Source organism: Streptomyces longhuiensis (genome assembly GCF_020616555.1).
Taxonomy (GTDB): Bacteria; Actinomycetota; Actinomycetes; order Streptomycetales; family Streptomycetaceae; genus Streptomyces; species Streptomyces longhuiensis.
In genome coordinates, this window is the sequence record NZ_CP085173.1 from 5,843,508 (window position 1) to 5,858,862 (window position 15,355).

At 70.3% G+C, this 15,355-nt stretch carries 14 protein-coding genes; 9 read left to right on the forward strand and 5 right to left on the reverse strand.

Annotated features, from left to right (window positions below; translation table 11 throughout):
- The first annotated feature begins 109 nt into the window (after positions 1 to 109).
- Both trpS and LGI35_RS27080 read left to right on the forward strand, forming a co-directional pair.
- Positions 110 to 1,123, forward strand: coding sequence for a tryptophan--tRNA ligase (trpS, locus tag LGI35_RS27075; RefSeq protein ID WP_227296870.1), 1,014 nt, complete (start codon positions 110 to 112; stop codon positions 1,121 to 1,123).
- Positions 1,124 to 1,177: 54 nt separating this feature from the next.
- On the forward strand, positions 1,178 to 1,759 hold the full coding sequence (locus tag LGI35_RS27080) for a 2'-5' RNA ligase family protein (protein ID WP_227296871.1): 582 nt from the start codon (positions 1,178 to 1,180) through the stop codon (positions 1,757 to 1,759).
- 36 nt (positions 1,760 to 1,795) lie between these two features.
- Here LGI35_RS27080 and dprE2 read toward each other — a convergent pair whose 3' ends face one another.
- Both dprE2 and dprE1 read right to left on the reverse strand, forming a co-directional pair.
- Positions 1,796 to 2,551, reverse strand: a complete 756-nt coding sequence (dprE2, locus tag LGI35_RS27085) for a decaprenylphospho-beta-D-erythro-pentofuranosid-2-ulose 2-reductase (protein ID WP_116510846.1) — start codon at positions 2,549 to 2,551, stop codon at positions 1,796 to 1,798.
- Positions 2,552 to 2,749: 198 nt separating this feature from the next.
- Positions 2,750 to 4,087 (reverse strand): decaprenylphosphoryl-beta-D-ribose oxidase, encoded by a 1,338-nt coding sequence (gene dprE1, locus LGI35_RS27090; RefSeq protein ID WP_227300524.1) that lies wholly within the window; start codon positions 4,085 to 4,087, stop codon positions 2,750 to 2,752.
- 363 nt (positions 4,088 to 4,450) lie between these two features.
- Here dprE1 and LGI35_RS27095 point away from each other — a divergent pair, with 363 nt between their 5' ends.
- The 4 genes from LGI35_RS27095 to LGI35_RS27110 all read left to right on the forward strand — a co-directional run bounded on the left by LGI35_RS27095 (position 4,451) and on the right by LGI35_RS27110 (position 7,528).
- Positions 4,451 to 4,969: a phosphatase PAP2 family protein gene (locus LGI35_RS27095; RefSeq protein WP_227296872.1), complete on the forward strand. Its 519-nt coding sequence runs from the start codon at positions 4,451 to 4,453 to the stop codon at positions 4,967 to 4,969.
- Between the two features lie 38 nt (positions 4,970 to 5,007).
- Entirely contained in the window at positions 5,008 to 6,021 is a 1,014-nt protein-coding gene (locus tag LGI35_RS27100; protein WP_423835725.1) for a decaprenyl-phosphate phosphoribosyltransferase, read from the forward strand.
- A 134-nt stretch (positions 6,022 to 6,155) separates the two neighbouring features.
- Entirely contained in the window at positions 6,156 to 6,620 is a 465-nt protein-coding gene (locus LGI35_RS27105; RefSeq protein ID WP_227296873.1) for a GtrA family protein, read from the forward strand.
- Positions 6,608 to 7,528 carry a YihY/virulence factor BrkB family protein gene (locus LGI35_RS27110; protein WP_227296874.1) on the forward strand — a complete coding sequence of 307 codons (921 nt, stop codon included), beginning with the start codon at positions 6,608 to 6,610 and terminating at the stop codon, positions 7,526 to 7,528. Before LGI35_RS27105 ends, LGI35_RS27110 begins: the two co-directional genes overlap by 13 nt.
- A gap of 115 nt (positions 7,529 to 7,643) precedes the next feature.
- Here the strand turns inward: LGI35_RS27110 and LGI35_RS27115 are convergent, their stop codons facing one another.
- Positions 7,644 to 9,167: a D-alanyl-D-alanine carboxypeptidase gene (locus tag LGI35_RS27115; RefSeq protein WP_227296875.1), complete on the reverse strand. Its 1,524-nt coding sequence runs from the start codon at positions 9,165 to 9,167 to the stop codon at positions 7,644 to 7,646.
- Between LGI35_RS27115 and LGI35_RS27120 the strand changes: the two genes are divergently transcribed.
- From LGI35_RS27120 to LGI35_RS27130, 3 genes are all read left to right on the forward strand, one after another.
- Positions 9,106 to 9,345: an SCO4848 family membrane protein gene (locus LGI35_RS27120; RefSeq protein WP_227296876.1), complete on the forward strand. Its 240-nt coding sequence runs from the start codon at positions 9,106 to 9,108 to the stop codon at positions 9,343 to 9,345. The genes LGI35_RS27115 and LGI35_RS27120 overlap by 62 nt on opposite strands.
- A gap of 90 nt (positions 9,346 to 9,435) precedes the next feature.
- A complete protein-coding gene (locus LGI35_RS27125) occupies positions 9,436 to 10,737 on the forward strand; it encodes a metallophosphoesterase (RefSeq protein WP_227296877.1) in 1,302 nt (433 codons plus the stop codon).
- 197 nt (positions 10,738 to 10,934) lie between these two features.
- Positions 10,935 to 12,491, forward strand: coding sequence for an ABC transporter substrate-binding protein (locus LGI35_RS27130; protein ID WP_227296878.1), 1,557 nt, complete (start codon positions 10,935 to 10,937; stop codon positions 12,489 to 12,491).
- A gap of 103 nt (positions 12,492 to 12,594) precedes the next feature.
- Here the strand turns inward: LGI35_RS27130 and LGI35_RS27135 are convergent, their stop codons facing one another.
- Together LGI35_RS27135 and LGI35_RS27140 are read right to left on the reverse strand one after the other, a co-directional pair.
- On the reverse strand, positions 12,595 to 14,055 hold the full coding sequence (locus LGI35_RS27135) for a sensor histidine kinase (RefSeq protein WP_227296879.1): 1,461 nt from the start codon (positions 14,053 to 14,055) through the stop codon (positions 12,595 to 12,597).
- Between the two features lie 287 nt (positions 14,056 to 14,342).
- Complete coding sequence (locus tag LGI35_RS27140) at positions 14,343 to 15,275, reverse strand: winged helix-turn-helix domain-containing protein (protein ID WP_423835726.1); 933 nt, start codon at positions 15,273 to 15,275, stop codon at positions 14,343 to 14,345.
- Positions 15,276 to 15,355 lie beyond the last annotated feature (80 nt).

The window sequence follows — 15,355 nt, forward strand, 5'->3', positions numbered from 1 at the left end:
ACGCCGGGCGGGGTGGGCGACAGCGCTCCGTGCACGGTTTCAGCACTTGTCGTGCACCCGTCGCCCACCTGTTTCCAACTAATGAGGGACACCTGAGAGAATGAGAAGCATGGCCTCTGATCGTCCCCGCGTGCTCTCCGGAATCCAGCCCACCGCAGGCTCGTTCCACCTCGGCAACTACCTCGGCGCGGTCCGCCAGTGGGTGGCGCTGCAGGAGTCTCACGACGCGTTCTACATGGTTGTGGACCTGCACGCGATCACCGTGCCGCAGGACCCCAAGGAGCTCCGGGCCAACACCCGGCTCGCCGCCGCGCAGCTCCTCGCCGCCGGCCTGGACCCGGACCGCTGCACGCTGTTCGTGCAGAGCCAGGTCCCCGAGCACGCACAGCTCGGCTGGGTCATGAACTGCCTGACGGGCTTCGGCGAGGCCTCCCGCATGACGCAGTTCAAGGACAAGTCCGCCAAGCAGGGCGCCGACCGCGCGACCGTCGGCCTCTTCACGTATCCGATCCTCCAGGTCGCGGACATCCTGCTCTACCAGGCCGACCAGGTGCCCGTGGGAGAGGACCAGCGCCAGCACATCGAGCTGACGCGCGACCTCGCCGAGCGCTTCAACGGCCGCTTCGGCGAGATCTTCACGGTCCCGGCGCCGTACATCCTCAAGGAAACGGCGAAGATCTACGACCTCCAGGACCCGTCGATCAAGATGAGCAAGTCGGCGTCGACGCCGAAGGGGCTCGTCAACCTCCTCGACGAGCCGAAGATCACCGCCAAGAAGGTCAAGAGCGCGGTCACCGACACCGACACCGTGATCAGGTTCGATCCGGCGAACAAGCCGGGCGTCAGCAACCTCCTCGCCATCTACTCCACCCTCACCGGCACAGGTATCCCGGAACTGGAGCAGAACTATGAGGGCAAGATGTACGGTGCGCTCAAGACGGACCTGGCAGAGGTCATGGTGGACTTCGTGACACCGTTCCGGACCCGTACCCAGGAGTACCTGGACGACCCGGAGACGCTCGACTCGATCCTGGCCAAGGGCGCGGAGAAGGCGCGTGCTGTCGCCGCCGAAACCCTCGCCCAGGCCTACGACAAGATCGGACTGCTGCCCGCGAAGCACTGAGCCCCAGTCCGGCCTTACCGCCACCCGCCCACCACACGACGACAGGAGTACGACGTGGGGACCGTAACGATCGGCGTTTCGATCGCGGTTCCGGAGCCACACGGCAGCCAGCTCCAGGAGCGGCGCGCGGGCTTCGGTGACCCCGCTGCGCACGGCATCCCCACGCACGTCACTCTGCTCCCGCCGACCGAGGTGGAGGACAGGTCGCTGCCTTCGGTCGAGGCCCATCTGGAGGCGGTCGCCGCCGCGGGCCGGAACTTCGCGATGCGGCTCGCGGGGACGGGAACCTTCCGTCCGCTGTCTCCCGTTGTGTTCGTACAGGTCGTCGAGGGCGCCGAGGCCTGTACGTGGCTGCAGAAGCAGGTCCGTGACGCGTCCGGTCCGGTCGCGCGCGAGCTGCAGTTTCCCTATCACCCGCACGTCACGGTGGCGCACGGCATCGCGGAGGAAGCGATGGACCGGGCGTACGCGGAGCTCGCCGGGTACGAGGCGGCCTGGCCGTGCACCGGGTTCGCGTTGTACGAGCAGGGCGCCGACGGTATCTGGCGCAAGTTGCGCGAGTTCCCCTTCGGCGGTCCGGCGGTTCCCGCTCAGGGCCCCGACCGCTCGAAGCGGGGCCGACAGCCGGCTCGCTGACGCGAAGCGAGTCGGCCGGTCGCTGTGCGACGCGGCCTACATCGGCAGGCGCCGGAACATCGGACGCGGGACATGCCGCAGCGCCGACATCACCACGCGCAGGGCGCCCGGTACCCACACGGTCTCCGACCGGCGCCTGAGTCCCGTCTCGATGGCCTGTGCCACCGCCTCCGGGGTGGTGGCCATGGGTGCCTCCGCCATGCCCGCCGTCATCTTTGACCGTACGAAGCCGGGGCGCACGACCATCACATGCACGCCGGTGCCGTGCAGCGCGTCGCCGAGGCCCTGCGCGAAGGCGTCCAGGCCGGCCTTGCTCGACCCGTAGATGAAGTTGGACCGGCGGGCCCGCTCACCCGCGACCGACGAGAGCACCACCAGCGAGCCGTGGCCCTGGGACTGCAGGGCACGGGCGCAGATGAGGCCCGCCGATACCGCGCCGGTGTAGTTGGTCTGCGCGACGCGCACCGCTGCCAGCGGCTCGTCCTCGTCGCGGGCCTGGTCGCCGAGGATCCCGAACGCCAGCAGCACCATGTCGATGTCGCCCTCGGCGAACACCTTGCCCAGCGTCACCTCGTGCGCCTCGGAGTCGAGCGCGTCGAACGCGACGGTACGGGCGTCGGCGCCCATGTCGCGGAGTTCGGCGGCCGCACGGTCGAGGGCGGGGGACGGGCGGCCGGCCAGCCACACCGTTCGGGTCCGCCGGGCCACGAGACGTCGAGCGGTGGCGAGCGCGATCTCGGAGGTGCCGCCGAGGACGAGCAAGGACTGGGGGGTGCCGAAGGCGTCCTTCATGAGAACCAAACTCCAAATGGGCGGGACCGAAATCGGTGGGGGCGGGATGGGAACCCGGACGGCCCGAGCGGTGTACCAAAAGTGAATCGGTACGGAGGGGCCGTGCCGGGTGGGGGGATACGACGTGCGGGCGATGTGGGGGAGTGGGACTGCCGGTGAGTGCGAGAGCCCCGGTCACGGCACTCGTTCCCATTCCGGTCAGAGTCCGAGGCGCCGGGACAGATCCGAGCGGAACACGCCTCGCGGGTCCAACTGGGCCCGCAGGGCGCGGAATTCATCGAGACGGGGATACATCGTCGAGAGCAGTTCGGGCCTCAGCCGTGAGTCCTTGGCAAGGTAGATGCGCCCGTCCGCCGCGGCCACCTCCTCGTCGAGTTCGTCGAGGAACGCCCCGAGTCCTGGCAGGTTCGCGGGAATGTCGAGTGCCAGCGTCCAGCCCGGCATGGGAAAGGACAGCCAGCCGGGATCCGCGTCGCCGAAGCGCTTGAGGACCGCAAGAAAGGAGGGGCACCGGCGCTCGGAGATGCGCTGCACGATGCGGCGAAGCGCTTCCTCCTGGCCATAGCCGACGACGAATTGGTACTGGACGAATCCACTGCGCCCGTAGACGCGATTCCAGTGCGGTACGCCGTCGAGGGGGTGGAAGAAGGAGGAGAGCTTCTGGATCTCGCCGACGCGCGACATGGGGGTCTTGCGGTACCAGAGCTCGTTGAAGAGGCCCACAGTTCTGCGACCCAGGAGCCCTTCTGGCACGAATGCGGGGGCGGCCGGAAGCTGCCTGGGGCGGAACGTCAGCGGCGCCCTGCGCGCCCGTGCGGGAACGGCGTCCAGCGGAGCGTGATCACCGCGGGTCAGTACCGAGCGGCCCATCGAGGCTCCGCGGGCCAGAAGATCGATCCAGGCGACCGAGTAGCGGTAGAGGTGATCGGTCTCGGTGAGGCGGGCCATCAAGTCGTCAAGGTCAACGGCACGTTCGGTGTCGACCGACATGAACGAGGTTTCGACAGGGAGGAGTTGGATGGTGGCAGTGAGGATGATCCCGGTGAGTCCCATACCGCCGGCCGTCGCGGCGAACAGCTCGCTGCCGCGCTCGACGATCCGCACTTCGCCGTCGGCCGTGAGCAGTTCCAGGGCGAGCACGTGGCGGGAGAACGATCCCGAGCCGTGGTGGTTCTTGCCGTGGATATCGGCGCCGATCGCGCCGCCCACCGTGACGTAGCGGGTGCCGGGGGTCACGGGGACGAACCAGCCCAGAGGGAGGAGGACTTCCATCAGGCGGTGCAGTGAGACGCCCGCGTCGCACAGCACGGTCCCGCCGGACGCGTCGATCGCGTGGATGCGGTCCAGGGCGGTCATGTCCAGGACGCTGCCGCCGGCGTTCTGTGCCGCGTCTCCGTAAGCCCGGCCCAGGCCGCGGGCGATGTTGCCCCGGTGGCCCGGCGTCCCGCACGCGCGGACCACGGCTGCCGCCTCCGCATAGGAGCGGGGGCGCACGATGCGGGCGGCGGTGGGGGCGGTGCGGCCCCAGCCGGTCATGGGGACGGTGTCGAGGATGCCGCCGGAGGGGCGGTCGTGAACGGAGTCGGGGGACGGCGACGTGGTGGGGGGAGTGCCGGGGGCCGGGACGGCCGGCGAGATGAGCGCGGGTGTGGGCGCAGAGGCGGGCGCAGTTGTGGACGGCGCGGCAGGGGCGGCCGGGCCGGAGGGCGTGACGCCGGGGGCGACGGCGGGTGTGCGGGCGGTGGGGGGTGCGGGATCGGCGGCCATGACCGCGACCGTATCGCCCAGAGATAGGGCCTTCGCCCCAAACAAACCCAGCCCTCACCGAAATGGGTGATTGAATGGGTGTCACCCCAAATTGTCTGAGTTATGCGGGTTTTGGCCCGCAGAGTGAGCCACATGGACGATTTGGACCGCCGATTGCTGTCGGCATTGCGCGACTGCGGAACGGACCGGCGCGTGGCAGCGGCCGCGCGCGCACTGTCCTGGAGTGGGGAGCACGGGGCGCTCTGGCTCGGCGCGGGGCTGTTGGGGGCGGCGGTCGACCGGGAGCGGCGAGGGGCGTGGCTGCGCGGTACGGCCCTGACCGCCGCGGCGCACGTGGCCAGTATGGGGATCAAGCGGGTCGTCCGGCGGCCGCGGCCGGGGGCGGAGAGCGGCGTAGAGCCGCTCGTGCGGACGGCGGGGCGGCATTCCTTCCCCAGTTCGCACGCGGCTTCGGCGGCCGCTGCGGCGGTCGCGTACGGGACGTTGCGGCCGGCGGGGGCGCGCCTCGTCCCGCCGTTGGCGGCGGCGATGTGCGTTTCGCGCATGGTCGTCGGGGTGCACTACCCGTCGGACGTGGCGGCGGGGGTGGCGCTGGGCGCGGTCGCCGCGCGGCTCGGGGCTCGGTGGGTGGCCGGGGGTGCCGGGCGATGACGGAACGGACTGAGCGAGGGGAAGGGGTGGGGAAAGCGATGGACGCGGAGGGAGCGGGAGACGGGACGCCGTTGGTGCATGCGTCTGCCCAAGGGCGGCGGGGGGCGGCCGCGGCGCTGTTGGACCGACCGCAACGGAAATCGGTGCCGGGGCCGCGCGCGGCGACGTCGGTCGGGTTACCGGCCGGGCTGTTGAAGACGGCGAGACCGCGACAGTGGGTGAAGAACGTGCTGGTCGTGGCCGCACCCGCGGCGGCCGGCGAGCTGTTCTCGTGGCACGCGGTGGCTCAACTGACCCTGGTCTTCGTGCTGTTCACGGCGGCCGCTTCCGCCGTGTATTTGATCAACGACGCGCGGGACGCCGAGGCGGACCGGGCGCACCCGGTCAAGCGGAACAGGCCCGTTGCCGCGGGCCACGTTCCGGTGGCGGTGGCCTATGCGGTCGGGGGTGGGCTCGCGGTACTCGCGCCGCTGGTGGCCGCGACCTTGTGCAACCCGATGACGGCGGCGCTGTTGACCGCCTACGTCGGGATGCAACTGGCTTACTGCATCAGCCTCAAGCACGTTCTCGTCGTCGATCTTGTCGTGGTGGCCACCGGGTTTCTGATGCGGGCCATGATCGGCGGGCTTGCGCTGGGGATTCCACTGTCGCGGTGGTTCTTGATCACGACGGGGTTCGGTGCGCTGTTCATGGTGTCGGCCAAGCGGTACTCCGAGGCCGTACAGATGGCCGGAAAGGCGGGGGCGACGCGGGCGTTGCTGTCGGAGTACACGACCGGCTATCTGCGGTTCGTCTGGCAGCTTGCCGCAGGGGTGGCCGTTCTCTCCTATTGCCTGTGGGCAATGGAAGAAGGCGGGGTGGCGAGAACCAGTCTGCTGCCGTGGAGACAGCTGTCGATGGTGGCCTTCATCCTCGCCGTCCTGCGCTATGCGGTCTTCGCCGACCGTGGCACGGCGGGCGAGCCGGAGGACGTCGTTCTGCGGGACAGAGCGATGGCCCTGATCGGCCTGGCGTGGGTGGCGATGTACGGGCTCGCGGTCGCCAACTGGTGAACGTGGGAGGTGAGGGCGTGTCGGGTCAGTACGTGCCGGGTCAGGGGGTGCTGGGGGAAGGCCCGGCCGCGGAGGGCGCGTCCCGTGGGGGCGTGGGGGTGTGGAGGTCATGGTGGGTTCGGGGGTGGTGGTGGATGAAGGGTCTTGGGCCCGAACTGGTGGGGTTCGCGCTTGTGGGGAGCTGCGCGTACGTCGTCGACCTGGGGCTCTTCGTGTGGCTGCGGGGGCCGGCGGGCTGGGATCCGATCGCCGCCAAGTCGCTGGCGTTCCTGGCTGGTTGCACGGTCGCGTACGGGGGAAACACGCTCGGTACCTACCGGCGTACAGCGGTCGAGGTGTCACGGCTGCGGCAGTACGGGGTGTTCTTCGCGGTCAATGTGGCGGGGGTGGTGGTGCAGCTGTTGTGCATCGCTGTGTCGCACTACGGGTTCGGGCTCACGTCGCAGCGCGCGGACACGGTGTCCGGGGCGGGGGTGGGCATGATGCTGGCCACGGTTCTGAGGTTCTGGGGTACGCGGACCCTTGTCTTCCGGGCGGCGGTTCCGGCGAGACGTGCGAGAACGGTCAGGGAGGGCAGGCTCGGATCATGGACTGGCTGAAGAGACTCCCCGGCGTCGGGCCGATCGTCGAACGGCTCATGCGTACGCACGCGTGGTGCGCCTACGAGCGGCTCGATCAGGTGCACTGGACGCGGCTCGCGGCGGCGATGACGTTCATCAGCTTCCTTGCACTGTTCCCGCTGCTGACTGTGGCCGCGGCGATCGCGGCCGGCACGCTCAGCGAGGAGCGGCAGAAGACGCTCCAGGACAAGATCGCGGAGCAGGTGCCCGGCATCTCCGACCAGCTGGACCTGGGCGCGCTCGTCGCGAACGCGGCAACGGTGGGTCTGGTGGCGGGGGCGTTGCTGCTCCTCACCGGCATCGGATGGGTCGGCTCGATAAGAGAGTGTCTGCGCGCCGTCTGGGAGTTGGAGGACCCGGAGGAGAACCCGGTCATGCGCAAGGTCACGGACACCGGGGTCCTGGTGGGGTTGGGAGGGGCCGGACTTGTCTCGTTGGCGGCGTCGATGCTCGCCTCGAGCGCGGTGGGGTGGACGGCGGACGAGCTCGGCATCTCCCATGACGGATGGGGCGGCGCACTGCTCAGGGCGGTGGCGTTCGCGATCGCCGTGCTCGCTGACTTCCTGCTGCTGCTCTATGTGCTGACGCTGCTGCCGGGGGTTCACCCGCATCGGCGGGAGCTGCTGACGGCGGCGCTCATGGGGGCGGCAGGGTTCGAGCTGCTGAAGCTGTTGCTGGGCAGCTATATGAAGGAGGTGGCGTCGAAGAGCATGTACGGGGCGTTCGGGACGCCGGTGGCCCTGATGCTGTGGATCAACTTCACGGCGAAGCTGCTGTTGTTCTGCGCGGCCTGGACGGCCACGCGGGGGAAGCCCGACTCGGAGGTGCCGGACGAGGCCGAGCCGGGGGCGGAGCCGCCGGGGATGGCGCGGGCCGGCGCCGCCTGAGACAGACGGCGCCGGTGCACTGGAGCCGGACAGGGGTGGCACCTCGGACAGCGGTGGTACGCCCAAGTGGTGGTGGCACCCCCCGGAGAGCGGTGGCACTCCTGGACGGGTCCCGTCAGCGTCGGGGGAGGCGGCGTACCAGTCCGGGCAGAGGCCAGCGGCGGTTGACGAGGTAGGCGGCCGCGGCCAGGAGGACGAGGGCGCCGCCCGTGATGGCCAGGGCGACGCCGATGCCGCTGGAGCCGTTGTGGACGGAGGCGTGGGCGGCCGACGCCTTGTCGTGTGCGGCAGCTCCGTTGTCGCCCTTCGGGCTGGCGGAGGAGCCGTCGGGGCCGCCGGTGTCAGCGCTCTTGGGCGGGACGAGTTGTCCCACCGGGGTGACCTTGCCGTCGGCCTGGAAACCCCAGTCGAGGAGTCGGGCCGTCTCCTGGTAGACCGCCTGGTTCTCGCCGGAGTCGGGGTTCATGACGGTGACGAGGAGGACCTTGCCGTTGCGTTCGGCGACGCCGGTGAAGGTGGCGCCGGCGTTGGTGGTGTTGCCGTTCTTGACCCCGGCGATGCCCTTGTAGGGGTCGAGGCCCATGTCGCCGGTGATGAGCCGGTTGGTGTTCTGGATCTCGAAGGAGCTGGTGGTCTTGCCCTTCTTCTGGGACTCGGGGAACTTCGCGGTCGCCGTCGCGCAGTACTCGCGGAAGTCCTTCTTCTGCAGGCCCGAGCGGGCGAAGAGAGTGAGGTCGTAGGCGGAGGAGACCTGGCCGGGGAAGTCGTAGCCGTCGGGGCTGACCACGTGGGTGTCGAGGGCCTGGAGCTCGTCGGCGTGGGACTGCATGTCCTTGACGGTCCGCGGGACACCGCCGTTGAGGGCGGACAGGACGTGGACCGCGTCGTTGCCGGAGCGGAGGAACACGCCGAGCCACAGGTCGTGGACGGTGTAGGTGAAGCCCTCCTTGACGCCGACCATGCTGGAGCCCTCGCCGATGCCGGCCAGGTCGGAGGGAACGACCTTGTGCGTCTGCGTCTTGGGGAACTTGGGGAGGACCGTGTCGGCGAAGAGCATCTTGAGGGTGCTGGCGGGGGGCAGGCGCCAGTGCGCGTTGTGCGAGGCGAGTACCTGGCCCGACTCGGCGTCCGTGACGATCCAGGAGCGTGCGCTCAGGTCCTTGGGCAGGACGGGGGCGCCGTTCGCCAGGTTCACCTGTGTGCCCGGCTTGCCCAGCTGCGCGCCGCCCACGGTCGACATCGAGGCCGGCGGCTTCGCCTTGCCTTTGGAGGACCCCGGCTTGTCGTCGGCCAGCGCGGGTGAGGCGCAGCAGACCGAGAGGAGAGTGGCGGAGGCGGCCACCGTGGCGGCGACGGCGGACCATCGCCCGGCACGCCGAGGACCGGAACGCTTCAGACCGGAACGATTGAAAAGTGACTCGGTCTTGGCAGAGACGGTCGTGAAATACGACTCATTCGAGGCAGGCACGGTCGTGAACGTACATGGCTCGGACCCGTAAGTCTCCGCCGAGGTGTCCTGTGTCTCCCGCTCCCCACCCCGGCGGCGGTGCGGACGGAGGACTGGCGATACTGAGGGTATGAAGCTCAGCCGCCCCGTCTCCTGGTTCCTGCTCGCCTTCGGTGTGTGGAGCTGGGTCATCTGGGTCACTTTCGTCAAGAACCTGTGGAAGGACGGGAGCGGGCTTGCCTTCGACGACGCCGGCGACCCGACCGCCTACTTCTGGGTGCATCTGACGCTCGCCGTTGTCTCCTTTGTCTTGGGGACGGTGGTTGGGGGCATCGGGTTCCGCGGATTGCGGGCCCTGCGTCGTGCGTGACGCGATGAGCACAGCGATGAACGCCACTTCGGGCACTACCACGAGCACCACCACGAAAAGCGCGATGAACGCAACGGGGGGAGCGGCGTCGTGATCGCCGTCTTAGTGATCGCAGGGGTCGCCTCGCTCGCGGCCTTCGCCGGTCTGCACTGGTACGCATGGCGCCGTCTGGTGCGCGACACCACGAGCCGCGCCGGTCTCGCGCGCCGGGCGGGCACGGTCGTGTTCGTGCTGGGGCCGTTGCTGATGTTCGCGGCGGTGGCGAGCGAGCGTGCCGGTGCGCCGTTCTGGTTGCAGCAGGTGCTGTCCTGGCCCGGGTTCCTGTGGATGGCCTTCTCCATCTATCTGGTGCTCGCGGTCCTGGTGGGTGAAGCGGTGCGCCCCCTGCTGCGGCGTTACCTCGACCGCAGGTCCGCGCCGGGCGGCGCGGAGTCGGGGCCCGTGCCGGAGCCCGTACTGGTTCCGACGCGTGAGCCCGACGGGCCGCCCAGCGCAACCACCACCTCAACCCCACCCTCCACCCCCACCACCACGCCCAAGCCCGCCACGGCGTCGGCCGCGGCCGACCCCTCGCGTCGGCTCTTCGTCTCTCGCGTCGTCGGTGGTGCAGCCGTGGTCGCGGCCACCGGGATCGTCGGGAACGGGGCGTACGGCGTGCTGCGCGGGCCCAGGGTGAAGCGGGTCACGGTTCCGCTGGCCCGGCTGCCGCGTTCGGCGCACGGGTTCAGGATCGCGGTCGTCAGCGACATCCATCTGAGCCCGGTTCTGGGCCGGGGGTTCGCCCAGCGGGTGGTCGACACGATCAACTCCACGCAGCCCGACCTGATCGCGGTCGTCGGGGACCTGGTCGACGGCAGCGTCGAGGACCTGGCGCCGGCCGTCGCGCCGCTCGCGGGGTTGCGGGCCCGGCACGGCACGTACTTCGTGACGGGTAACCACGAGTACTTCTCGGGCGCCGAGCCGTGGGTCGAGCACGTCCGTGAGATCGGCCTGCGGCCCCTGGAGAACGCGCGCGTGGAGATGGGCGCGTTCGACCTGGCCGGGGTGAACGACGTGACCGGCGAGAACTACGGCGACGGGCCCGACTACGACAAGGCGCTCGGCGACCGCGACCCCGGCCGCGCCGCCGTCCTCCTCGCCCACCAGCCCGTGATGATCCACGAGGCGGTGAAGCATGGCGTCGACCTCCAGCTGTCGGGCCACACCCACGGCGGCCAGCTCTGGCCGGGCAACTTCATCGCCGACGCGGCGAACCCGACGCTCGCGGGCCTGGAGCGGTACGGCGACACGCAGTTGTACGTGAGTCGGGGCGCCGGTGCGTGGGGGCCGCCGGTCCGGGTGGGCGCGCCCTCGGACATCACGGTCGTCCAGATGGCGTCGAAGCGGGCGTGAGGTGGGGGCCGGGGAGGTACGAGGCACCTCCCCGGCCGCCTGCAAGGAGCTGCCGCCCCCGAAACGGACAGGCTCGAAACCTCCTTGTGCACAAGCCGCTCACAAGGTTCCTCTCGGCCTTCGAAACCTGATCACCTTCTCTTCCCACACCTCAAACTCCTGTGATTCAGTGATCCACGTCACTGGGGAGGGGCGCGATGCGGTCGATTCGCATGCGGGTTTTTGCAACGTTCATGGTGCTTGCCGCCGCCGGAGCCGGCGCATGGCAGCTGCTTCCGGATCGGGACGAGCAGGGGAAGACGATCACCGTCGGGACGACCGACGCCGTGACGTCGCTCGATCCGGCGGGTGCGTACGACGCCGGATCGTGGGCGCTGTACAGCAACGTGTTCCAGTCACTCCTGACGTTCGACGCGGGTGGCGCCGCGCCCGTGTCGGATGCCGCGAAGCACTGCGGGTTCGTCGGCCAAGGGCTGCGCACCTACCGCTGCGAGTTGCGTGACGGGCTGACGTTCCCGAGCGGTCGCGCCGTGACGGCCAAGGATGTGAAGTTCTCCTTCGACCGGGTCAGGGCCATCAACTCCCCGGTGGGCCCTGCCACCTTGCTCGACACACTCGCCAAGGTCGAGACGAGCGGGACGCGGACGGTGACCTTCCGGCTGTCGTCGCCCGACGCGACGTTCCCGTTCAAGGTCGCCACGGGCGCCGGTTCCATCGTCGACAGCACCCAGTACCCGGCGCACAGCCTGCGCACCCGTACCCGCGTCGACGGCACCGGCCCCTACCGCCTCAGCTCGTACACGCCCGGCAAGCAGGCGAAGCTCGTCCCCAACGCCCGCTACCAGGGCGCGGTCAAGAGCGTCGGCGAGCCCACCACCCTGCGCTACTTCAAGGACTCGGCCGCCCTCGAGTCCGCCTGGAAGGCCCGTTCGGTCGACGTCGCCGCTCGGCAGCTGCCGCCCGCGCTGCTCGCCTCGTACGCACCGAGCGACAAGGGGGAGCGGCTCACCGAGGTCGAGAGCGCGGAGACCCGGAACCTCGTCCTCAATGTGCGGACGGGCCGCCCGCTGCACGACCGCCGGGTGCGGCAGGCCCTCGCCACGCTCCTCGACCGGGACCGGCTGGTCGCCTCGACGTACCAGGGCACCGTCGACTCCCTCTACTCCGTGATCCCGCGTGGCATCACCGGGCACACGACCGCGTTCTTCGACGCGTATCCGAAGCCGGACGCCGCCCGTGCGCGCACGCTGCTCCAGGAGGCCGGGGTGACTACGCCGGTCCGCTTCGAGTTCGCGTACTCGCGCGGCGCCGCGTCCGCGTCGGAGGCGAGGGAGATCAAGCGGCAGCTGGAGGCGAGCGGGCTGTTCAAGGTCAGCCTGCGCTACTACGAGTGGACCGACTTCCAGAGACGGTACGCGAGCGGGAAGCTCGACGCGTACGCGGTCGGCTGGCTGCCGGACTTCCCCGATCCGGACACGTTCACCGCGCAGCTCGTGCGCACCGGGTCCGGCATGCACAACGGATACAGCAGCAAAGAGGTCGACGGCCTGATCCAGGCAAGTCAGCAGTACGAGGACCGCAGCCGCACCATGGGCGACTTCCGCAAGCTCCAGGAAGCGGTCGCACGCGACGTCCCGCTCATCCCTCTGTGGCAGCGCAAGGAGTACGTGCTCAGTACGGTGGACATCACCGGCGGGCAGTATCTGTCGGACGGGACCGGGGTGTTCCGGTTGTGGCAGCTCGGCTGGATCTGACCGGCTCCGACGCGGAGGCCCCTCTCACGGGAACCTCACTCATGGGAAACGGGACCCTCATCTATGGGGAAACGGGACCCTCAACCACCGGAAACGGGGACCCTCACCCACGGGAAACGGGAACCTCACCCACGGGAACCCCCTCAGCCACAGCCGAGCCCACAGGCCCCCCGCCCCCCGGCAGTACCACCGTCACCCGCACCCCTGCCCCCGGAGCCGTGCGCACGGACACCTCGCCGCCGTGCGCCGACACCACCCCTTGCACGATCGCCAGGCCCAGACCGCTGCCGACACCTCCGCCCGCCCGGAAGAAGCGGTCGAAGATCCGCGCAGCGTCCTCCTCGTCAAGGCCGGGCCCCTCGTCGGCCACGCACAGCCGCACCGTCCCGTCCACGCGTTCCAGGGAGACGCTGACGGGAGCGTCCTCCGGAGTGTGGGTGCGTACGTTGGTGAGGAGGTTTCCGAGGATCTGGCGCAGGCCCGACTCGTCGGCGCGGACCAGCAGCGCGCCGTCAGCGGCGACCTGGACCGGGCGGTCCGGCTGCTGCACGCGCAGGTCGTCGGCGGCTTCGCGGACCAGCCGGCTCAGGTCGACGTTCCGCAGGCGCAGTTCGGGGCCTTGGTCTAGGCGGGCCAGGGTGAGGAGTTCGTCGACGAGCCGGCTCATGCGGTCGGCCTCGGCGTGGACGCGGCCCAGGGCGCGGGTGCGTTCGGCCGGGTCACGGAGCATCCCCTTGTCGTAGAGCTGGAGGTAGCCGCGGATCGCGGCGAGCGGCGTGCGCAGTTCGTGGGAGGCGTCGGCGACGAACCGCCGCAGTTGCGCGGAGCTGCGCTCGCGGGTCTCGAAAGCCGTTTCGACCTGGTGGAGCATGGAGTTGAGGGCGAGCCGCAGCTGTTCGACCTCCAGAGCGGTGTCGCGGTGCGGCGCCACGCGTCGCGCGAGGTCTCCGTCGGCGATGGCCGACGCGGTCTCGACCATGTCTTCGAGCGGCCGCATCCGGTGGCTGACGCCGATCATCGTGAGGACGGCGAGCAGGGCCAGCAGACCCGTGCCGAGAGTGATGTCGAGCCTGAGCGCCTTGTGGATGCCGGTCTGGACGTTGGCCGTCGACGTGGCGAGCAACACGGTCGTGCCGTCGGCGAGGCGGGCGCCCACCGCGCGGTACGGGTCGCCGTGCACGGTGATGTCGCGCGGCTCGTCTGCGGTCGCGAGCGCCTTCGGGTCGTCGACCGCGGAGGCGAGGTCGCGCTGGCGGGCGGTGGGACGCAGGGTGCCTACGGTGATCGGCTCGCCGGCCCGGTCGACGGCCACGAACACGGTTTCGTTGCGCGGCAGTGAACTCGCCCCCGAGTCGGCCGAGTCGGGGCCGGGGGAGAGTTTGTCGAGGGCGATGCCCAGTTCGCTGAGCGACTCGATCTGTTTGAGGGTGAGGCCGGTGCGCTGGAGCGAGGCGCGTGACGACGTCAGCTCGGCGTCGACGTTCGCGAGGAGGTAGTGGCGCATCCCGAAGAGGCTGACGGCGGTCGCGGCGACGATGCCGAGAGCGAGCAGCGCGACGTTCACGAGGGTGAGCTTGGCGCGCAGGGAGTGGAACCGCCGGCTCCGGCCGGCCGCCTGCCCGCGGCGCCCGTGGGCCTGCCCGAGTCGGCCAGGGTCCTGCCCGCGGCGGCCATGGACCCGCCACCGTCGCCCGCGAAGGCCCTCACCCGCGCCCAGCCCTCGGTTCACGCTCCGTCCCCGGTTCACGCCCAGCCCTCGGTTCACGCCCAGCCCTCGGTTCACGCTCCGTCCCCGGTTCGCGGCCGGCCCCCGGTTCACGCTCCGCCCCTGGATTGCGCCCCGCTCCCGGTTCACGCCCCACCCGCAAGCCCGTATCCGACCCCCCGCCGCGTAGTGATCAACGGCGGCCCCAGCGCCTCGAGTTTGCGCCGCAGGTAGCTGATGTACGTCTCGACGACGGTCGACTCGGCGGTGTGCTCGTACTGCCATACGTGCCGCAGGAGTTGTTCCTTGGGCACGACGCGGCCGCCGTTGCGCACGAGGAAGCGCAGGAGCGCGTACTCGGTGGGCGTGAGCTGGACCGTGTGGCCCGAACGGTGGACGGTGTAGGCCGTCTCATCGAGTTCGAGGTCGCCGTAGCGCAGCGGCGGGCGCTCGGGCAGGACGTCGGCCGACCGGGTGCGGCGCAGGACGGCGCCCAGCCGGGCCACGACCTCGTCGATGTTGAACGGCTTGGTGATGTAGTCGTCGCCGAAGCCGAGCGCGCCCACGATCTCGGCGGGCGCGTCGCGGGCGGTCAGGAAGACGAGGGCCAGATCGGGCCTGCGGGCGCGCAGTTCGCGCCCGAGCGCCCGGCCGTCGCCGTCCGGCAGCATCACGTCGAGGAGCGCGGCGTCGGGCCGGGTGCGTGTGGCCAGGGCGAGGCCCTCGCGGACGGTGCCCGCGGTCATGACCTCGAAGCGGTGGTAGCGCAGGGCTATCGCGAGGACGTCGGCGATGCTCGGCTCGTCCTCGACGATGAGCACGGTGGCTCCCGCGGGGTGCTCCGGGTTGTTCGCGGGCCCGGTACTCGCGGATCCGGTACTCGCGGATCCGGTACTCGCGGATCCGGTACTCGCGGATCCAGCACTCGTGGACCCGGCACTCACCGGCCCAGCGTTCGCGTGCCCGGCGTTCGCGTGCCCGGCATTCACCGGCCCGGTATTCACAGACCCGGCCTCCGCCGCACCCGAGTTCACGGGCCCCGGGTTCACATGCCCAGCACTCATACCCCCAGCGTTCATAAGTCCAGTATCGGCGGGCCCGCCCCCGCTCGGCCCTGCTCGCCCCCTTGGAGTTCCTTGAGAGTCATGGCCGCGCCGTC